At 62.3% G+C, this 20,116-nt stretch carries 21 protein-coding genes; 14 read left to right on the top strand and 7 right to left on the bottom strand.

Going from position 1 to position 20,116, the window contains the following annotated elements; genetic code table 11:
- Positions 1–83 precede the first annotated feature (83 nt).
- Positions 84–1,742 (bottom strand): OmpA family protein, encoded by a 1,659-nt coding sequence (locus AX768_RS15095; protein WP_062000614.1) that lies wholly within the window; start codon positions 1,740–1,742, stop codon positions 84–86.
- A 217-nt stretch (positions 1,743–1,959) separates the two neighbouring features.
- Between AX768_RS15095 and AX768_RS15100 the strand changes: the two genes are divergently transcribed.
- Positions 1,960–3,660 carry an isovaleryl-CoA dehydrogenase gene (locus tag AX768_RS15100; RefSeq protein ID WP_062000615.1) on the top strand — a complete coding sequence of 567 codons (1,701 nt, stop codon included), beginning with the start codon at positions 1,960–1,962 and terminating at the stop codon, positions 3,658–3,660.
- Positions 3,661–3,677: 17 nt separating this feature from the next.
- Here AX768_RS15100 and AX768_RS15105 read toward each other — a convergent pair whose 3' ends face one another.
- From AX768_RS15105 to fliE, 5 genes are all read right to left on the bottom strand, one after another.
- Positions 3,678–3,998: an EscU/YscU/HrcU family type III secretion system export apparatus switch protein gene (locus AX768_RS15105; protein ID WP_372237079.1), complete on the bottom strand. Its 321-nt coding sequence runs from the start codon at positions 3,996–3,998 to the stop codon at positions 3,678–3,680.
- Between the two features lie 2 nt (positions 3,999–4,000).
- The gene (fliK, locus tag AX768_RS15110) at positions 4,001–5,305 is read right to left on the bottom strand and encodes a flagellar hook-length control protein FliK (protein ID WP_062000617.1); all 1,305 of its coding nucleotides are present in this window, start codon (positions 5,303–5,305) and stop codon (positions 4,001–4,003) included.
- Between the two features lie 98 nt (positions 5,306–5,403).
- Positions 5,404–5,733, bottom strand: coding sequence for a flagellar protein FliT (locus AX768_RS15115; protein WP_062000618.1), 330 nt, complete (start codon positions 5,731–5,733; stop codon positions 5,404–5,406).
- Between the two features lie 24 nt (positions 5,734–5,757).
- Positions 5,758–6,171, bottom strand: coding sequence for a flagellar export chaperone FliS (gene fliS / locus AX768_RS15120; protein ID WP_062000619.1), 414 nt, complete (start codon positions 6,169–6,171; stop codon positions 5,758–5,760).
- Between the two features lie 249 nt (positions 6,172–6,420).
- Positions 6,421–6,771, bottom strand: a complete 351-nt coding sequence (fliE, locus tag AX768_RS15125; protein WP_062000620.1) for a flagellar hook-basal body complex protein FliE — start codon at positions 6,769–6,771, stop codon at positions 6,421–6,423.
- A gap of 347 nt (positions 6,772–7,118) precedes the next feature.
- On the opposite strand from fliE, the gene fliF reads away from it, so the two are divergent.
- From fliF to fliR, 13 genes are all read left to right on the top strand, one after another.
- Positions 7,119–8,897, top strand: coding sequence for a flagellar basal-body MS-ring/collar protein FliF (fliF, locus tag AX768_RS15130; protein WP_062000621.1), 1,779 nt, complete (start codon positions 7,119–7,121; stop codon positions 8,895–8,897).
- The gene (gene fliG, locus AX768_RS15135; protein ID WP_056356390.1) at positions 8,887–9,882 is read left to right on the top strand and encodes a flagellar motor switch protein FliG; all 996 of its coding nucleotides are present in this window, start codon (positions 8,887–8,889) and stop codon (positions 9,880–9,882) included. Before fliF ends, fliG begins: the two co-directional genes overlap by 11 nt.
- Positions 9,875–10,549 carry a flagellar assembly protein FliH gene (gene fliH / locus AX768_RS15140; RefSeq protein ID WP_062000622.1) on the top strand — a complete coding sequence of 225 codons (675 nt, stop codon included), beginning with the start codon at positions 9,875–9,877 and terminating at the stop codon, positions 10,547–10,549. The genes fliG and fliH overlap by 8 nt, the downstream gene beginning before the upstream one ends.
- Complete coding sequence (gene fliI, locus AX768_RS15145) at positions 10,543–12,099, top strand: flagellar protein export ATPase FliI (protein WP_062000623.1); 1,557 nt, start codon at positions 10,543–10,545, stop codon at positions 12,097–12,099. Before fliH ends, fliI begins: the two co-directional genes overlap by 7 nt.
- 38 nt (positions 12,100–12,137) lie before the next feature.
- Positions 12,138–12,587: a flagellar export protein FliJ gene (gene fliJ, locus AX768_RS15150; RefSeq protein ID WP_062000624.1), complete on the top strand. Its 450-nt coding sequence runs from the start codon at positions 12,138–12,140 to the stop codon at positions 12,585–12,587.
- A 44-nt stretch (positions 12,588–12,631) separates the two neighbouring features.
- Positions 12,632–14,092 (top strand): flagellar hook-length control protein FliK, encoded by a 1,461-nt coding sequence (locus AX768_RS15155; protein WP_082778846.1) that lies wholly within the window; start codon positions 12,632–12,634, stop codon positions 14,090–14,092.
- 211 nt (positions 14,093–14,303) lie between these two features.
- Complete coding sequence (gene fliL, locus AX768_RS15160; RefSeq protein ID WP_062000626.1) at positions 14,304–14,795, top strand: flagellar basal body-associated protein FliL; 492 nt, start codon at positions 14,304–14,306, stop codon at positions 14,793–14,795.
- Positions 14,796–14,863: 68 nt separating this feature from the next.
- Positions 14,864–15,862 carry a flagellar motor switch protein FliM gene (fliM, locus tag AX768_RS15165; protein ID WP_062000627.1) on the top strand — a complete coding sequence of 333 codons (999 nt, stop codon included), beginning with the start codon at positions 14,864–14,866 and terminating at the stop codon, positions 15,860–15,862.
- Positions 15,855–16,292: a flagellar motor switch protein FliN gene (fliN, locus tag AX768_RS15170; protein ID WP_062000628.1), complete on the top strand. Its 438-nt coding sequence runs from the start codon at positions 15,855–15,857 to the stop codon at positions 16,290–16,292. The genes fliM and fliN overlap by 8 nt, the downstream gene beginning before the upstream one ends.
- Positions 16,289–16,807 (top strand): flagellar biosynthetic protein FliO, encoded by a 519-nt coding sequence (fliO, locus tag AX768_RS15175; RefSeq protein ID WP_062000629.1) that lies wholly within the window; start codon positions 16,289–16,291, stop codon positions 16,805–16,807. The genes fliN and fliO overlap by 4 nt, the downstream gene beginning before the upstream one ends.
- Complete coding sequence (gene fliP / locus AX768_RS15180; protein WP_062000630.1) at positions 16,807–17,574, top strand: flagellar type III secretion system pore protein FliP; 768 nt, start codon at positions 16,807–16,809, stop codon at positions 17,572–17,574. Before fliO ends, fliP begins: the two co-directional genes overlap by 1 nt.
- 26 nt (positions 17,575–17,600) lie before the next feature.
- A complete protein-coding gene (gene fliQ / locus AX768_RS15185) occupies positions 17,601–17,870 on the top strand; it encodes a flagellar biosynthesis protein FliQ (RefSeq protein ID WP_056356411.1) in 270 nt (89 codons plus the stop codon).
- The gene (gene fliR, locus AX768_RS15190; RefSeq protein ID WP_062000631.1) at positions 17,871–18,662 is read left to right on the top strand and encodes a flagellar biosynthetic protein FliR; all 792 of its coding nucleotides are present in this window, start codon (positions 17,871–17,873) and stop codon (positions 18,660–18,662) included.
- 193 nt (positions 18,663–18,855) lie between these two features.
- Here fliR and flgL read toward each other — a convergent pair whose 3' ends face one another.
- On the bottom strand, positions 18,856–20,109 hold the full coding sequence (gene flgL / locus AX768_RS15195; RefSeq protein WP_062000632.1) for a flagellar hook-associated protein FlgL: 1,254 nt from the start codon (positions 20,107–20,109) through the stop codon (positions 18,856–18,858).
- Between the last annotated feature and the right edge of the window lie 7 nt (positions 20,110–20,116).

Raw genomic sequence — 20,116 nt, forward strand, 5'->3', positions numbered from 1 at the left:
AACGCAAAACCCCCGGTCGCGCTCACGCGCGACCGGGGGTTTTTAAATCTGCCAACCGGACTCAACCACGTCCGGTCACACGATTACTCTTGAATCGCGAAATCGATACGGCGGTTTGCGAAACGTCCGCTGGCCGTCGAGTTGTCAGCGATCGGGTGCTGGTCACCATAACCCTGTGCCGTCAAAGCGTCGGCGGAAACACCGTGCTTGACCAGGAAGGCGCGCACAGCTTCAGCACGTTTCTTCGAAAGCGTCAGGTTCGAGCTAGCCAGGCCGACGTTGTCCGAGTAACCGCCGATGTTCAGCTTGACCGTCTTGCCGGTGTCCTGGCACGACTTCAACATCTCAGCCGACTTCGCCAGCGCCAGTTGTGCGTCTTGCGGCGGCACGTCCGAACCGGTACGGAAGTTGATGACTTGCAGGTTCAGCACCTTGGCGACATCGGCCGGGGCGCAATCGTCCTTCAGCGACGAGAACGCGCTCATGAACGATTCCTTCGCGTTTTCAACCGCTTGCTTGACGTCGAACGTACCAATGGTGAAGCCCGCGCCGAACAGCGACTTGAGCTTGTCCATCCAGCCGTTGCGTGCGTCCGCAGCCGTACCGCTCAACTCGATCTTCTCGCCCGACAACTTGGCTTCCGCGCCCGGCAATTGCATCAGCGGCAACAGGCCGTCGAGCTTGTCGAGCCAGCTGGCCGGCTTGGTTTCCGGATCGACCGTGATGGTCGCGTTCAGATGATCTGCGCCGAACTTTGCCGTCAATGCGGCGAGCAGCTTGGCCTTCTCTTCTTCGCTGCCAACCGTCGCAGCAATGGCCGGTGCGCCGAGCTTGTCGACCGTGAACGTCAGCAGCGCGTCCTTCGTCGGTACCGGAGCAGCGACAGCCGCAGGGGCCGAAGCGGGTTCCGAAGCCGGCTGGGCGGCGACTGCCGGGGTCGAGTTTACTACGGGCGCTTCGGCCGGTGCGGTTGCCATCGGCTGCTGGGTCGTGCAGCTACGGCCAAACAGCAACGCCAGCAATGCAAGGGCGGCCGCGAGTGCCAGCCACCACCATTTCTTCGATGCTGCCTTCTCTTCCACCACGATCTTCTCAAGCGATGAATTCACCACCGACGGCGAACCGCCTGCAGTAGAAGGATGTTCCAGATGCGACGATACCGCCTTCAACTGCGCCGCCACGCCTGTCAGGAACGTGCCCGCGCCGCCCAGACCCAGTGCGGTGGAGATGTCTTCCGACATGCTTGCCTTGACCATGGGCAATTGATGGCCGAGCAGCGTGGGCAACTGGCCGACGTTGCCGCCGGACCGTGTGAAGTAGTGTTTCAGCACGCCGAACATGGCAGTCGTGACAATCCCGCCCAGCGCGTGCGTAGCGCCCACGGACACGCCGGTTTTCGCAGCGACTGCGTTGCTCAATCCGTTGATGCGATCTTCGGACGCTACGCTCGTGGCGAGCCGCGTTCCCGACGCCAGCAGCGATTGCAGGCCGTCGCCGTGCACGAGTTGCGGCAGCATGTCCACGATGTTCGCGTTCGAATCCGGTGACATGATGGATGCGAACAAACCACGCGCGCCTTCCGGCGACGACGCCTTGTTCATAAGCGAGCCGACCATTGCCGGCGCAATCATGCCGACTACGCGCTTTGCTGCTTCCGGTGCAACGCCCAGTTTCGTGGCGAGTTGCTGCAACACGCTTTCGGTCAAAGCGCCCTGTACTAGCTGAATAATATTGATGCTCATTTGATATGCCTTTCCTTACCTGCGTGATGTCGCCAAACGCCCAAAATGGGATTGGCGATTATAGGTTCGGGTTTTAAAGAGATAAGGACTTCCTAATAAAATCGGAAATACCTCAAGGCAGACGGTTTAAGACGGTTCTCAGGAATTCTTGGTTTGAGCGCGTCAATCCGGCGCGTGGCTTTTAGGAGCAGAATATTCGCTTCGACGGAGGTAACCGATGACCCCATCCACCTGCGGCCAGACCCACGAAATCACGAACCAGGCGCCGCCGCTCGAGCGCTACAACGCGATGACCACGGACGCGGCGCTGGTTGCCGCGCTGCAACGCGAAGGCGCGGGCTGGCATCTCGATGCACTCACACGCGACGGCTTGGCACTGACCCAGCCGGACGTCCTTGCCCTCGCTGATCTGGCCAACCGGCATACCCCCGAACATCATCCATTCAGTGCACGCGGCGAGCGGATCGATGCGATCGAGTTTCATCCCGCGTGGCATACGCTGCTTTCTATGTTGCGTGAACAAGGCCTTCACGCAATGCCGTTCGAATCAGGCACGTCCAGCCATCCGCGGCCCGGTTCCATGGCTGCGCGCGCCGCCGGATATTTTCTCCACGCGCAACTCGAAAGCGGATCGTTGTGTCCGCTGACCATGACGTTCGCGAGCATCCCGGTGCTGCAAAAGGAACCCGCGCTTTACGCGCGCTTGCAGGCGCAATTGCTTTCGCGCAAACACGATCCACGCGATATCCCGCTCGATGCCGGCAAACAATCGATGATGATCGGCATGGGCATGACCGAAAAACAAGGCGGCTCGGACGTGCGCAGCAACCGGACGCACGCCGTGGCGCTCGGCGCGGGCGGGCGAGGCGGTGAATATCGGCTGGTCGGGCATAAATGGTTTTTCTCCGCGCCGCAATGCGACGCGCATCTCGTGCTCGCGAGGACCGGCGAAAGCGCCGATGAAAAAGGCTCGATTTCGTGCTTTTACGTACCGCGCTTCACGCCGGACGGTTCCAGGAACGCGGTGCAGATTCAACAACTGAAGGACAAGCTCGGCAACCGCTCGAACGTCAGCAGCGAAGTGGAATTCCTCGATGCCTATGGCGTGATGATCGGCGACGAAGGACGCGGGGTGCCGACGATCATCGAGATGGCGAACTTCACGCGGCTCGATTGCGTGATCGGCAGCGCGGCGTTGATGCGCGCCGCGCTGATCCACGCGATTCACCACGCGCGGTATCGCAGTGCGTTTGGCGCAAAGCTCGCCGATCAACCGCTGATGCGCAACGTCCTCGCCGATCTCGCACTGGAATCGGAAGCCGCGACCACGCTGTTCATGCGGCTCGCGGGCGCGTTTGAAAATTCATCGGCGCCGGAGGAGCGAGCGTGGCGGCGCATCGTGACGCCGGCCGCGAAGTTCTGGGTCTGCAAGCGCGCGCTCGAATTCACCGGCGAAGCAATGGAGGTCTGGGGCGGCAACGGGTATGTGGAGACGGGACCGATGGCGCGGTTTTATCGGGAAGCGCCGGTGAATTCGATCTGGGAAGGCTCGGGCAACGTGATGTGTCTCGACGTGCTGCGGGCGATCGAGCGTGAACCCGAAGCCGCGCACGCGTTATTCGGTTCGTGGCGCGCGGCGGCGCAAGGACATCCGGCGTTGCACGAGGCGTTGAAGACCCTGCTCGAAATGCTTCAGGGTGATCCGGCTGCGCGCGAGGCATCGGCGCGGCGGATCGCGCAGCAACTCGTGCTGACGGCGCAGGGTGTGTTGCTCGCGCAGCACGCGCCGCCGGAAATAGCGGCGGCTTTTATCGAAACCCGTCTCGGCGATGCACAACGCACCACGAATCGCGTCTACGGCACGTTGCCGGCGAGCGTTGATTTCGCGGCGGTCATCGAGCGGGCGTTTGCCGCCTAGCACTCAGGACAGCCGGCCTATCCCTTTGGCTTTCCGGCGGCCGGCGCGACTTGCGGCGCCGGTCCTTCCTCAATGCCGTTTTCCAGCCTGTAGAGCCACGCCAGCAGTTCTGCCACCGCCTGATACAACGCGGGCGGGATGCGGGCATCGAGATCGACCTGCATCAGCAGCGACACCATGTCCGGCGATTCGTGCACGTACAAGCCGGCGTCCTTGGCGCGCTGCACGATCATTTCGGCGACGAGGCCATAACCCTTCGCGACCACGCGGGGCGCGGCGTCGGGTTTTTTCGTGTCGTAGGTGAGCGCGGTGGCTTGCTTGCGCGGATCGTTGCGCAGCGTCACGTTGCGGTCTCCACGCCGTCGCCCGGCGGGACGACGCCGGCCGATTCGGCGAGCGGGTCCATCGCGCGGATGGTGATGCCGGCGAGCTGCAGGCCGGCGGCTTCGAGTTGCTGCTGGAAATGCGCGCCGTCGCGGGCAAGCAGGATCGCGCCGTCCGCGCTGGCGTTGAGTCGCACAAGCAGCTTCTGCCCGGTGAGCACGAGGTTCGCATCCACGTTGCCGAGCGTCGGCAACGTCAGCGTGACGCGCGTGTGCCAGGCGCGGTCATCGCCGAGGGGCACATTTGCAGCGCCATCCTGCGGGCCGCGCTCACGCGGCTGGATTTCCCACTCGAACTTCGCGCCAGGCCAGGCTTCGCCGGACCAGCGGAACTGGTTGGTCGCAAACAGATCGAGCTGCTGGCGCACGAGCGGAATGGTCGATGGATGGATGCCCGCGTTGATCGACGCCTGGACAGCCGGATCATGCGTATTTGCATCGGCGGCGGCGGACGCGGAATCAGCGGCCGATCTTGATCCCGGCGGCGAAAACACATTCGGCGGCACCGCGCGTACCGACGCCGCCAGCGCCGCGGCCTGCTGCGGCGTGAGCGGCATCGGGACGAGGCGCACGGGGTTCATCGGATCGGGCGGATCGGCAGAAAAGGTGGACGGCAGCAGGGATTCATCGATCCAGACGTCTGCCGGGATATCCGGTTGCGGTTGCGGTTGCGGTACGTCGAACGGGAGCTTCGCCGTCACGTTGTCCGCACGCGCTTGCGGTTCATTGTTCAGCGACGCCAGCGAACGTTGTCCTGCAAGCCACTGCACGATATGACTTTCGTAGAACAGCCCGCTTTCGCTCACGGTTTTTGCCAGCACCGACGCCAGCACGTCAACCGGCAGAGCCGGCGCGGCTTGATTGACGGCGGTCGTGGAAGACGCAGCCGTTGTCTCCGTCGTGGAAAACAACGACCCGGACAAGGTGGCAAACGCGCTCGCGGCGAGAATCGGCCGGGGCGCGGTCGGCCATAAGGGCGTATCGCTTGTGATGGGCGGCGTGTTCTGACCGCCGAAACGGGAAATGGCGTCCAGCGTGCGCGCGACATCGCTGAGCGCGGTCTGCGCGGAAGCCGGCGGCGGCGTATTGGCTGCGTTCGCCGGAACGGGAACGGCGAACGGCGGGGTATCGACGAGAAGTTGCGACGTGCCGGTTTGCGCAGTCGCCCCCGAGCTCGATCCGCCCTGCGGAAGCAGCGCCGATAACAGCATGTCAGTGCGGCTGGCGATTAGCGCAGCGATCGCGGAGTCCAGACCAGGCATGCCGGTTTCCTCGGGTCACCGGTCAGCGCGATCGACACTCGGATCAGTCCGCCACCGGTTTTCGGCGGGCTGCAAACACGTGACCTGCAAAAACGTGTTTATCGCAGCCCGATCATCTTTTTCAAAACTCGCGCGGGTCTGTTCACTGTGAACAGCGCCGATAAACGCGCAAGGCTGGGTGCGCTCAGGTCGCGAATGGCGGCGTCGTCGGCGAGAATCCGGCGCACCAGCTCGAACTTGCGGGCGCGGGCGGTATCGTCGAGCTGGGATGCGGCATCGACTTCCCGCAAGCCGTCGATCAACTCGCGATATGCCCCCTGCATGATCTTCAACTCACTCCAGTCTCCACAGCGCGCCGCGGCCAGCATGCGCGCAGAAAGTTCAGCAATCGCTTCGTAATGAGAGAAATATTCTTGTGTCGTTTTCATTATGTGCGGACATATTTCGCAATGTCACGCCGCAGCCATTCTTGCTGCGTCGGGCGCAATTGCGATCCAGGCGTCTTCCAGAGTCGCCAACAAGCCATCGACTTCCACCAGCATCGGTTCGCTTTGCTGCACGTTCGCGGTCAACAGTCGATGCGACATATACGTATACAGCGCGTCCAGCCGCGCCGCGATTTCCCCGCCGGCGTCCTTGTTCAGGGCCTGCTGCAAACCGCTTTCGATAATGCCGATCGCCTTTGTGATCGCTTCGCCGCGCGCCGCGATGTTGCCTTGCTGCAAGTGCATTCGCGCCTGAGCCACAGCCTGGCGCGCGCCCTGATACAGCATGACGACGAGTCTGTGCGGACTGGCGCCCATTACTCCGGTTTGCACGCCGACGCGTGCGTACGCGTTGGCTCCCGCATGTCCCTGGGAAAACATCCGACTTTCTCCTGATTCGATTTCCGCATGCTCGATCGCGAAAACCGTAATGAACCGATGCCGGCATTACGATCAAGACCTTCGATTCGTCTGACTGTTTGCCGAGCTGTTACTTGGGTTATCGGAGAAAGCGGCGAAAGCTTTAGGAAGGCTTTGCGTCACAACGGGTTCCGGAAAGTGCAATGGCCGCGAGCAGGCGTCCAGATGCCGATGGCGCGGTTATCCATGAAGCGGGCTGCGCGCCCCGGCTCAGACGGAAATATTCATGATGTCGTTGTACGCGGACACCAGCTTGTTGCGCACCTGCAGGCCGAACTGCAAGCCCACATTGGCTTTCTGCATGTCGACCATGACGTCGTTGAGCGATACGTTCGGCGCACCGATTTCGAACGCGTGCGCTTCGCTCATGGCGCTTTTCTGCGAGCTGCTGATGTTATCGATGGACGATTTGAGCGCATCCGCAAAACTGCCCGCGCTCGCCGCCCCCGATTCAGGCACGACGGCGCCGCCCGCAACATTGCCCCCGCCCCCGGCGGCCTGCGTGGCCATGGACTGGAGTTGCTGGAGCGCCGAACTCAGCGGGCTGATGGATGCATTCATGGTGTCTCCAGAAGGAAGCGGAAATCAAACTCTCAAAAATAAGGTAACCGGCGGCAACGTATGGTGGGCGGTGCTGCTGGGACATATCGAACCGGGGCCTGTCCCGGGCCTAAGGCTGGCGTCTGCGCCGGAGCCTGGGCGGTTCGCCATACGGCCTGACCGATTACGAAAAAGTCTAGCAGCGGCGTGGTTTTGCAAAGCCGGGAAAGAGCGCCAAAAGCGGCTTCTGTTCGCTCAATCGACTTACTCGCCCTTACGGATAATTCCTCTCATGAAAGAGTCTGCGACTGCGCCCGGCTTTAACCGGACACTTCGCGGAAAACGCAAGATTCGGAGAGCTTCGACGCATGGATTCCACCAATAACCTGATCAACCCGGACGCCCGCATGGGTCTGGCCGGCGCGCAGCCGGCGGCCGGATCGATCGCGGCAGGTTCGGGCGGCGCGGGATTTGCCGGCAGTTCGGACTTCAGCGGCAACCTCGGCGGCCGCATGCCGATGCTCAACCAGTTCCGCAACAACCCGCGCATGCCGTTGATCATTGCCGTGGCGGTGCTGGCCATGGTGATTGCCGGACTGGTGATGTGGTCGCGCCAGCCGGACTACCGGGTGCTGTTCAGCAACCTGTCGGATCGTGACGGCGGAGCGATTGTCGCCGCGCTGCAGCAAGGGAACATTCCCTACAAGATCGCCGAATCGGGCGGTGCGATCCTGGTGCCGAGCGAAGCCGTGCACGAAACGCGGTTGCGGCTGGCATCGCAGGGATTGCCGAAGAACGGCTCGGTCGGCTTCGAATTGATGGACAACCAGAAGTTCGGCATCAGCCAGTTCGCCGAGCAGGTCAACTATCAGCGGGCGCTCGAAGGCGAGCTGGAAAAGACCATCGCGTCGATATCGTCGGTTCGCGAAGCCCGGGTGCATCTCGCGATTCCGAAGCCGACCGTGTTCGTGCGCGAGAAGGAATTGCCGACCGCGTCCGTCATGCTGAACCTGTATCCCGGCCGCGCGCTCGACGAAGCGCAAACCCTCGCTATCCAGCACATGGTCAGTTCGGGCGTGGCGGACATGCCGGTGAAGAACGTGACCATCGTCGACCAGGATGGCAACCTCCTGACGCAGCAAAGCAGCGGGCCGAACGGGCTGGACGCCTCGCAACTCAAGTACGTCCAGCAGATCGAGCGCAATACGCAATCGCGTATCGATGCAATCCTGGCGCCGCTGTTCGGTGCAGGCAACGCCCATTCGCAGGTGAGCGCGGATATCGACTTTTCGAAGCTCGAGCAGACCGCCGAAAGCTACGGTCCGAACGCGAATCCGCAGAACACGGCGATCCGCAGCCAGCAATCGAGCGAATCCAAGGACGGCGGCGGCGCGAGCGTTGGCGGCGTGCCGGGCGCATTGTCGAACCAGCCGCCGGCAGCGGCGTCAGCGCCTGTCGACGCAGCCGCGAGCGGCGCCGACGGCGCAAAGACGCAGCCGGTGAACGTGCGCAAGGACACCACGACCAATTACGAAGTCGACCGGACGGTGCGCCACTACGAGCAACCGATGGGCGGCATCAAGCGCCTCTCGGTCGCCGTGGTCGTGAACTACCAGAAGCAAGTGGACGCGAAAGGCATCGTCACGATGCAACCGCTGCCCGCCGACAAGCTCGCGCAAGTCCAGCAGCTCGTGAAGGACGCGATGGGCTACGACGAAAAACGCGGCGACTCGGTCAACGTGGTGAACAGCACGTTCCTGGTCGATACGAACGTAATCCCCGACATCCCCTGGTGGCGCACGCCGGACATGATCGCCCGCGGCATCCAGTTGGCGAAGTACGCGGGTATCGGGCTGGTGGCGATGTTCCTGTATTTCACGATGGTGAAGCCGGCGCTGCGCCGCGCCTTCCCGCCGCCCCCCCCGCCGCCCGCACTCGGCGCGCCGGATGAACTGTCGCTGCTCGATGGTCCGTCCATGCCGAAGTCCGCAGTAGATGAAGACAAGGATGCCGAAGTCAGCTTGCTCGGCAACGAAAGCAACAAGGCCAAGTTCGAACGCAATCTCGACTACGCGCGGATGATCGCGCGCCAGGATCCGAGAATCGTCGCGACGGTCGTCAAGAACTGGGTGTCCGATGAACGCTGAAGGCCTCAATAAAGCCGCGCTCCTGCTGATGTCGATTGGTGAATCCGAAGCAGCGGAAGTCTTCAAGTACCTGGGACCGCGCGAAGTCCAGAAGATCGGCGCGACCATGGCGCAGTTGAAGAACGTCACGCGCGAGCAGCTCGACAACGTGATGACCGAGTTCGTGCATGAAGCCGAACAGCACACGGCGCTCTCGCTCGATTCGAGCGAATACATCCGCACGGTGCTGACCAAGGCGCTCGGCGAGAACAAGGCCGGCGCGCTGATCGACCGGATCTTGCAGGGCAGCGATACGAGCGGTATAGAAGGCTTGAAGTGGATGGATTCGGCGGCGGTCGCCGAGCTGATCAAGAACGAGCATCCGCAGATCATTGCGACGATTCTCGTGCATCTGGACCGCGATCAGGCATCGGAAATCGTGGCGCTCCTGACCGAACGCCTGCGCAACGACGTGCTGTTGCGCATTGCGACGCTCGACGGCATTCAGCCCGCCGCGCTGCGCGAACTCGACGATGTGCTCACCACCTTGCTTTCCGGCAGCGACAACCTGAAACGCGCGCCGATGGGCGGCATTCGCACGGCGGCGGAAATCCTCAACTTCATGTCGACGGCGCACGAGGAATCGGTAATCGAAAACGTCAAGGAATTCGACGCGGAACTGGCGCAGAAGATCATCGACCAGATGTTCGTGTTCGAAAACCTGATGGACCTCGAAGACCGCGCCATCCAGATGTTGCTGAAGGAAGTGGAATCGGAAACGCTGATTGTTTCGTTGAAGGGCGCGCAACCGCCGCTGCGCCAGAAGTTCCTCGCGAACATGTCGCAGCGCGCAGCCGAACTGCTCGCGGAAGACCTCGATTCGCGCGGTCCGGTGCGTTTGTCCGAAGTGGAAACGCAGCAGCGCAAGATCCTGCAGGTCGTGCGCAATCTCGCCGAAAGCGGTCAGATCCAGTTAGGCGGCAAGGCCGAGGACGCATATGTCTGACGCAGCAGAAGCCGAAAAAAAGGCGCGCATGTCCGCGTATCAGCGCTGGGAAATGGCGTCGTTCGATCCGGTTCCCGTGGATCGCAGCGCCGCCGATCAGGCCGCGCTCGAAAAGCATCTGCGTCGTGTCCGCGACGAAGCCCACGCGCAAGGTCTGGCGCAGGGCCACGTCGCCGGCCAGGCGATGGGTTATCAGGCCGGCTACGACCAGGGTTATGCGAAAGGCGAAGAAGAAGGCCGCCTCGATGCCCGTTCGGAAGCGGCGCGGCTTGCTTCGATGGCCGATGCCTTCAAGACCGCCCTGCAAGCCGCCGACGCCGTGGTCGCCGAGGCGCTCACCGCGCTGGCGCTGGATATCGCACAACAAGTGGTGTCGCAGCATTTGACGCTCGACCCGACCGCCGTGCTGGCTGTCGCACGCTCGGTGATCGCGGCCGAGCCGGCGCTTTCCGGCGCGCCGTACCTGATCGTGAATCCGGCGGATCTGCCGATTGTCGAAGCGTATTTGCTGGAAGAGTTGCAAGCGGCCGGATGGACGTTCCGCACCGATCCGGACATTGAACGCGGCGGCTGCAAGGCGCACGCGGCAAGCGGTGAAATCGATGCAACCAATGCGACGCGCTGGGAGCGCGTCGCAGCGGCGCTCGGGAGGACGCAACCGTGGTAACGCAAACGCATAACAACGCCGCAAGCGCTGCGCGCCGAGTGACGCAGGAAGGCTTGAGCGAACTCGAGCAGGAACTTGCGCGGGCATCGTTTGGACCGCTCGCCGATCCCGACGTCACGCCCGAGCCGACGCTGGAAGACATGGCGGCGCAGACGATCGTCGAGTTGGCGGAGATGGTGAACAATCCGCATCTCGATGGATGGCGCGCCCAGCTCGAAGCCAGCAAGGCGCGCAGCCAGATATCGAAGCCGTTGCGCGCGTGCGGCCGGTTGACCCGCGCCGCGGGCCTCGTGCTGGAAGCCGTCGGATTGAAACTCGGCGTGGGATCGGAATGCATGATCGAGTTGCCGGCGGGCAGTTCCATTCCAATGGCCGAAGCCGAAGTCGTCGGGTTCTCCGGCGACAAGCTGTTCCTCATGCCGACCACCGAAGTCTCCGGCTTGCTGCCTGGAGCGCGTGTCTATCCGCTGGAAAGCGCGCCCATCAATGATCCGATGGCCGGTGCCAAGCGCCTGCCTGTCGGCTGGGAAATGCTCGGCCGCGTGGTCGATGCCTCCGGCCGGCCGCTCGATGGCCTCGGCCCCCTCGGCGCCAAGCGCGATGCACCGCTGTCCGCGCCGACCATCAACCCGTTGAATCGCGAACCGATCCACAAGGTCCTCGACGTCGGCGTGCGCGCAATCAACGCGTTGCTCACCGTGGGACGCGGCCAGCGCATGGGTTTGTTCGCGGGCTCGGGCGTGGGTAAATCCGTGCTGCTCGGCACCATGGCGCGTTACACCAGCGCCGAAGTGATCGTGATCGGCCTGATTGGCGAACGCGGCCGGGAAGTGAAGGAGTTCATCGAACAGATTCTGGGCGAGGACGGACTGGCGCGTTCGGTCGTGGTCGCGGCCCCCGCCGACGTTTCGCCCATCCTCCGTATGCAGGGCGCAACATATGCGACCTCGCTCGCCGAGTATTTCCGCGATCAGGGCAAACACGTACTTTTGCTGATGGACTCGCTCACGCGTTACGCCATGGCCCAGCGCGAGATTGCGCTGGCAATCGGCGAACCGCCCGCCACCAAAGGCTATCCGCCTTCCGTGTTCGCCAAGTTGCCGGCGCTCGTCGAGCGTACGGGGAACGGCCCGGAAGGCGGCGGATCGATTACGGCTTTTTATACGGTCTTGACGGAAGGGGACGATCAGCAAGATCCTATCGCCGATTCTGCCCGTGCGATTCTCGACGGGCATATCGTGCTGTCGCGGTCGCTGGCCGAAGCGGGGCATTATCCGGCCATCGATATCGAGGCGTCGATCAGCCGCGCAATGACGGCGCTTATTGACGACAAACATCTGGACCGCGTGCGCTTATTCAAGCAAATGTTGTCGCGTTATCAGCGCAATCGGGACTTGATCAACGTGGGCGCGTATTCGAGCGGACGCGACGCGCTGCTGGACCGGGCAATAGCGTTGTATCCGCGCATTGAAGCGTTTTTGCAGCAAGGATTTCGCGAGCAGGCGATGTTCGAACCGAGTTTGGCCAAACTCGACGAACTGTTCGCGTGAAGACCCGATAAAGATAATCAGGAAGGAACCAGACCTCCATGTCAAAGCATCTGCCGATCAACACCCTGATCAACCTCGCAGAAGAAGAACTCGAAGCCGCGACCAAAAAACTCGGCAAGCTGCAGCAGGAACGCAACGAAGTGGAGACGCAACTGAATTCGCTCGTGACGTATCGCGATGAATATCACGCGCGGTTCACAGCGTCGGCGCAAGAAGGCACGACTGCGCAGACCTTGCGTAACTTCCAGGCATTCGTGGATACGCTCGATTCCGCGATCAACCAGCAGCGCGCGTTGCTCGTGGCCGCGAATGCGCGGCTTGAGGCGTCGAAGCCGGAATGGCAGCAGAAAAAGCAGAAGCTGGGTTCGTATCAGGTGCTGGCTGCACGCGCCGACGCAGTGCAGGCCAAACAGGACGCAAGGATCGAGCAGCGTGATTCCGACGAGCATTCTGCCAAGGTGCTGCGGATGCGTGCTGAACGGGCGTAGGTTTTAACGCGGATTTATCTTGCATAAGATACAAGAGGTTATTCATGTCGTCAGTTAATTCGGCCAGCGCGTTGCTGGGTATGTCGAGCGTATCGGCTGTTTCGCGCAGCACAGCAGCGGCGTCCGCTCGCGATGAAGCGGCGGCATCGTTTGGCTCGACCTTGCACAGCATCACCGCCAAGGCCAATGAGCGCGAAGCGGCACAAGCCAAAGTGCAGGAACGCGCTCAAGCCGATAAAGCCGCTGCAAAGGCGGCGGCTGCGCGCGGCAGCGTGCACGATGCGTCGAAGCCGGACAACACGGATTCAACCGATCAGGCTAAAAAAACGGACGGTGCGGATCAAAGCACGGCGACGGATCAGACGGATTTATCGAAGACCGACAAGACTTCGTCAGCCGACAAAACAGCTAACGCGACCAAGGCCGCGCCGGGAACGCCCGAGGCAATCGCGGCGGCGGCAGCGGAACAGGCTGCGATTCTGAAAGCACGTGCTACCGGTGCCGGGAAAACGCCTGCCGATCCAGCCGACGCTGCGACGGCAAGCACGGACGCGACATCGACGGATGCCACCGACACGACGGCCGATACCCCCTCACCCGCCAAAGCCGCCGATGCCAAAGCCGCCGCCGATGCGCTGCAGGCGTCGCTGACGGCGGCCGCAAATGTGCAGACGCCGGCCACGCCGCTCAACGCGGCCGCCGCAGCAGCAATGGGCGCGGCGCACGCAGGCAACATGAACAACGGCACGCCCACGGGCACGACGACGGGCACGACGACGGGCACGAAAAGCGGCCGCGACACGCCGCTGGCTGGTCTTTCGGCTGATGGCAAGGCCCAGGGCAACGCGGCGTTGACGCAACAAGGCGGCGCGGCAGCCACGCAACAAGCCGATGCAAACGCACTCGCTGCACTGACGCAATCCGACGACGGCAGCGCCGCATACAAGGCAACCGCGGCGAACGCCGACGCCACCGCGAACGCGAGCGTGCAGCAAGCGGCATCGGCGGCGACCAGCGGCGCGACCTTGCAAGGCGCCGCGACCGCAGCCGACAGCGCCGCCATCGCACCGCATGTCGGATCGAGCGGCTGGGACGATGCGTTCAGCCAGAAGGTGGTGTTTTTATCGAATGCACATCAGCAAAGCGCCGAGTTGACGCTGAATCCGAAGGATCTCGGGCCGCTGCAGGTGGTGCTGCAGGTCGCAGGGAATCATGCGCATGCGCTGTTCGTATCGGACCATGCGCAGGTTCGCGCGGCCGTCGAGGCTGCATTGCCGACCTTGCGTGAAGCGATGCAGGCAAGTGGCATTGGTTTGGGCAGCACGAGCGTCAGCGACGGCTTTGCGGGCAAGCAAGCGAGCTCGGGCCAGCAGGATGGCGGCGGACGGTCGTCGTGGAGTGGTTCGGGCAGTAGCGGCGGCGGGATAGGAGCCGTAAGCGACGCATCGAGCACGGTCAGCCTGCCGCTACGCCGTCAGGTTGGACTGGTCGATACGTTCGCCTAAAGCCCTATGGCCGCGTCAGACCCGGCAAACCAGCCGCGCGAGCCTCACCGCCGCGCGGCTTTTTCACGTCCGTTATCCCGCGCGTATCGCAAACGTAAAACCCTCCCCTTTGCGCAAACTCCCGAGTTAGCCCTAATAACCCCTTCTGTTCGACCCATCGCGCAACCTTACTTTCGCCAACAATTCAGGCTACAGAAAGAGGTCCGCAAACATGGCAGCTACAGCAGCAGCACAACAACCCGTCACGCCGGCTAAAACCGGCAAGCTCAAGCGCATCATCCTGATCGCGGTGGGCGCAATCGTCCTGCTCGGCGCCGGCGGCGCAGGCGCGTATTTCTGGCTGCACAAAACCGCATCGCACGAACCCGCGAAGCCCGCACCCGCGGTGCCGCCAGTGTTCTACCCGCTCGACTCCATGACCGTCAACCTGCAATCCGATGACGGCATGCATTACCTGCGCATCGGCCTCACGCTGAAGCTGCCCGATGAAAAGGCGCAAGCCGCGCTAGCCGAACGCATGCCGGAAGTGCGCAGCCACATCCTGATGCTGCTCTCGGCGAAACATCCCGACGACCTGGCCGGCATCGACGGAAAACGCGCGCTCGCCAAGGAACTCCTGACTACCGTCAACACGTTCGGCGGCACGCCGGAAGCACCGGCGCACGTGCAGGAAGTGCTGTTCACAGAAATCGTCGTCCAGTAACGCGTTGCTCATACGCGCAAAAACGAAGCCGAACCAGACAAGCGCAAGACAGGAACCAAGGAACACTCATGGGCCACGAAGAGTTCATGTCGCAGGAGGAGGTCGATGCCCTGCTCAAGGGCGTCACCGGGGAAGTCGATGCTGTTGCCGACGAAACACGCTATCAAGGCGTGCGCCCCTACAACCTCGCGACGCAGGAACGTATCGTCCGGGGCCGGATGCCGGGCCTGGAAATCATCAACGACCGCTTCGCGCGTCTCTTGCGCGTGGGCATCTTCAACTTCATGCGGCGCTCGGCGGAAATTTCCGTCGGTCCGGTGAAGGTGCAGAAATACAGCGAATTCACCCGCAACCTGCCGATCCCGACGAACCTGAACCTGGTCCACGTGAAGCCGTTGCGCGGCACGTCGCTGTTCGTGTTCGACCCGAACCTGGTGTTCTTCGTCGTCGATAACCTCTTCGGCGGCGACGGCCGTTTCCACACCCGCGTGGAAGGCCGCGAATTTACGCAGACCGAGCATCGCATCATCAGCAAGCTGCTGAACCTCGTGTTCGAACAGTACGCAGCATCCTGGAAGAGCGTGCGCTCGCTCAACTTCGAATTCGTGCGCTCGGAAATGCACACGCAGTTCGCGAACGTGGCGACGCCCAACGAGATCGTGATCGTGACGCAGTTCTCCATCGAGTTCGGATCGACCGGCGGCACGCTGCACATCTGCATGCCGTATTCGATGATCGAACCGATCCGCGACGTGCTGTCGTCCCCCATACAAGGCGAAGCGCTCGAAGTCGACCGCCGCTGGATCCGGGTCCTGTCGCAGCAAGTGCAGTCCGCCGAAGTGGAACTCACGGTCGATCTCGCGCAGATCGGCACGACCTTCGAGCAGATCCTGAACATGCGGGCCGGCGATGTCCTGCCGATCAACGTGCCCGAAGAGGTCACGGCAAAAGTGGACGGCGTGCCGGTGATGGAATGCGGCTACGGTGTTTTCAATGGTCAATACGCGTTGCGCGTCCAGAAGATGATCAGCGCAACCGATACGATGAAGGAAGGTGGATATGAGTGACGTAACCGAACCGGGCACGCTGCCGTCCGACCCGCTCAAGGGCGAGGACTTCGGCATGGATGACTGGGCGAGCGCCCTGGCCGAGCAGAACGGCAATGAGACGCCGGCGGCGGCATCGTCGGCCGGGGTGTTCCAGCCTTTGTCGAAAGTCGCGGCGCCGACAACGCGCAATGACATCGACATGATTCTCGATATCCCCGTGCAGATGACGGTGGAACTCGGGCGCACGAAGATCGCGATTCGTAACTTGCTGCAACTCGCACAAGGATCGGTCGTTGAACTCGACGGCCTCGCCGGCGAACCGATGGACGTTCTCGTCAACGGATGCCTCATCGCGCAGGGCGAAGTGGTGGTCGTGAACGACAAGTTCGGTATCCGTCTGACCGACATCATCACGCCGTCGGAACGCATCAGGAAGCTGAATCGATGAAACGCCCGGCCGTCGCTTTCTCGACGCTTTTCATGGCATTCACCGCGCACGCCGCCGATATGAACGCCGTCAATCACGCGGCCCAGATTGCATCGGGTGTGGGCGCGGGAACAGCCGTGCCGTCGCTTGGTGTCGGCGCCGTGTTGCAGACGCTGCTCGGGCTGGCGATCGTGATCGCGTTCGTGTTCGGCTGCGCGTGGCTCGCACGCAAGTTCGGGGTGGCAGGGACAAAACGCACGGGCCTGGTGAAGGTGATCGGCGGCGCGTCGCTTGGGAACAAGGAGCGGGTATCGGTGGTGGAAATCGGCGATACATGGCTCGTGCTGGGCGCGGCTCCCGGCAACGTGCGGCTGCTGCACACCATGCCGGCGGGATCGGCGGAACTCAGCGGCGTGGAAGCGCCCACGGCGCCCGGGTCGGACGGACTTCAAGGCAGTTTCGGTCAACGTTTTCGCGATGCCCTCGCCGGTGAAGCGACCAAACGTCTGCAAAAATTCGCGGGCGGGAGCAAGTAATGCAGTTTCGGTTTGTAGTTCGATGCGCGAAGCTGGCGCTGCCGGTCGTGATTGCCGCCCTTCCCTACGCAGCTTTCGCACAAAGCACGGCCGGCTTGCCGGCGTTCAACACCAGCCCCGGCCCGAACGGCGGCACGACGTATTCGCTCAGCGTCCAGACGATGCTGCTGCTCACCATGCTGTCGTTCCTGCCGGCAATGGTGCTGATGATGACGAGCTTCACGCGCATCATCATCGTGTTGTCGCTGCTGCGTCAGGCGCTCGGCACGACCAGCACGCCGCCGAACCAGGTCCTGGTCGGACTGGCGCTGTTTTTATCGTTGTTCGTGATGTCGCCGGTACTCGACCGCGCCTACACCGACGCGTACAAACCGTTCTCCGACGGCACGATCACCATGGATCAGGCGGTCACGCGCGGCGTCGCGCCGTTCAAGCAGTTCATGCTGCGCCAGACGCGCGAAGCCGATCTCGCGCTCTTCGCCAAGATCTCGAAAGCCCCGCCCATGAACGGTCCCGAAGACGTGCCGCTCTCGCTGCTGGTGCCGTCGTTCGTAACGAGTGAATTGAAGACCGGCTTCCAGATCGGTTTCACCATTTTCATTCCGTTCCTGATCATCGACATGGTCGTGGCGAGCGTGCTGATGTCCATGGGGATGATGATGGTGTCGCCATCGACCATTTCGCTGCCGTTCAAGCTGATGCTGTTCGTGCTCGTCGATGGATGGCAGTTGCTCATTGGTTCGCTCGCGCAGAGCTTCGTTTCGTAAGCCTTCAAAGCACAGAGATACACACGATGACCCCCGAATCCGTCATGTCGATTGCGCACCAGGCCATGTACGTGGCGCTGTTGCTCGCGGCTCCGCTGTTGCTGGTCGCGCTGGTCGTAGGCCTGGTGGTGAGCTTGTTCCAGGCCGCCACCCAGATCAACGAAAGCACGCTCTCGTTCATTCCGAAACTGCTCGCGGTCGCCGTCACGCTTGTGATTGCCGGACCCTGGATGATGGAAACGCTGCTCGACTACATGCGCCACGTGTTCACCATCACTCCGGCAATCACCGGCTAGATGTTTTCGGTCACGTACGCCCAGCTCAATGTCTGGCTGACGTCCTTCCTCTGGCCGTTCACGCGCATTCTTGCGTTGATCGCGACCGCGCCGCTGCTGAGCCATCTGGCGGTTCCGGTGCGCGTCAAAGTCGGGGTGGCGGCGTTCATTGCATTGATCGTGGCGCCGACTATCGGCGCCGTGCCGCAGGTCACCGTATTTTCCGCCGATGGCGTGCTGATCCTCATCAACCAGTTCTTGGTGGGCGCGGCGCTCGGCATGACGATGCAGATTGCCTTCGCGTCCATCGATGCAGCCGGCGAGTTCATCGGCCAGCAGATGGGTCTAGGTTTTGCGACGCTCTACGATCCGCGGCAAGGGGGAAACGCGGTCGTGATTTCGCGGTATCTGAATACGATCGCGTTCCTCGCTTTTCTCGTCTTCGATGGTCATCTGCAAATGATCAGCGCCCTCGTGCAGACGTTCCAGAACGTGCCGGTGAGCGCGAACGTGCTGGGTTCGATGACCCACGCGCGCGGCTGGCAGACGCTCGCCACCTACGGGGTGAGTATTTTCTCGACGGGGTTGTTGCTGTCGTTGCCTGTCGTGGCGGCGTTGTTGATCGCGAACCTGGCGCTCGGGATCCTGAATCGCGCGGCGCCGCAGATCGGGATTTTCCAGGTCGGATTTCCCGTCACCATGCTGGTGGGATTCCTGCTGATCCAGTTGATGATCCCCAACCTGATCCCGTTTTTCCAGCGGATCTTCGAGAACGGGATCGATCAGATGGGACGGGTCGCGGCGGCGCTTTGAGCAGAGCGGTCAAGGTCCGCGCCGTATTCACCGCAAATTATGCGGCGAATAGCGGCCCTGATCTCCGCACAATGTGCGGTGAATAAACACCACAATCACCGCACACCACCCGCAAACAAAAAGGGCCACCCAAAAAAGGTGGCCCGAAACACTTCCTAACTTCCCACATCATTCCCCGAATTTCTACTCCCCATCAACTGCTGATGTATTGGAACAGCGACATCTTTTGAATGCTGGCAAACGCCTGTTGCGCGCCCTGCAACGCGTTCTGCGTCAACTCGTACTGGCTGATCGAGCTGACGAGATTGATGCTGGTCAGGTCCTGAAGCGAGCTGGCGGTTTGCGTCGATGTCGTCTGCATCGCCGTCTGCGTTGCGGTCACTTCCTGCTCGCGGCCGCCAACGGATGCCTGCGTCGTCAGCACGTTGTTGTACATGTTGTTGACCTTCGTGCCGCCCGTGGTCAGCGCGTTTTGCAACGTCGCCTGCGCAGCCGGGTTGCCCGAGGTCGGCTGCTTCAAGGCGCTGATGAGCGAATCGAGCGTCGAGAAGATATCGGTGTCGGAGGCTTTGCCGGTGTTTGCGGGCGCGACCGTGAACGAATCGCCGTCAGCCGGCGCGCCGTCGATGGCCACTTTCTGCCCGCCGCCCAGTGCGATGTCCTGCTGCGCCACATACGGTGTCGCGGGCGTGATCGTGGCGCCGTTCTGGTCCTTGACCGTGTAGGTCGTGGTGGCCGTGGAACCCGTGCCGCTGGTCGCGAACGAAATCGTATAGGTCGATGCATTGCCGGGGTTGCCCCGGTCGCTCACATTGACCGCTCCGATGGTGCCGGAACCCGTATTGCCCGCCGCCGATGATGAAACCGGCAAGCTCTCGTTTGGAGACACGCTCTGGAACACGGTCGCGCCGTTATCGGCGACGTTGATCGAGCGGTTATCGGAAATCTGCACCTGGCGCTGGCCGTTGTCGCCGGCGTAAGTCGCGCCCGTGCCCGATGCGTTGTCGGTGAACGGCTGCGTCGTGCCCTTGAAGCCCGAGAAGATGTAGTTGCCGTTGGCGTCGGTGGAATTGCTGAGCGTCATCAGGTTGTCGCGGTAACCCTGCAACTGGGTCGCCATCGACGCGCGGTCGGTATCGTTGAACGATGCGTTGCCCGCACGATTCACGAGCGTCTGCACGCTCTGCATCACGTTGCCGATGCTCGTCAGCGTCGAATCTTCCTGCTGCAACGAAGTCAGCGCGGCAGACTGGTTGGTGCTGTACTGCGAGAGCGTGGCGGACTGGCTGCTCAACTGCACGGCCTGCGCGGCGCCGAGCGGATCGTCCGATGCGGTCTGGATTCTCTTTCCCGACGAAATCTGCGCGTACTGCGCCGCGAGCGATGCCTGCTGGTCGCTCATCGTCTGGACGTTCATCGTGAAGTACTGCGAGCTGGAAATACGCATCGTGAAA

The sequence above is a fragment of the Burkholderia sp. PAMC 28687 genome (assembly GCF_001577465.1).
In the GTDB taxonomy this organism is placed as follows: Bacteria; Pseudomonadota; Gammaproteobacteria; order Burkholderiales; family Burkholderiaceae; genus Caballeronia.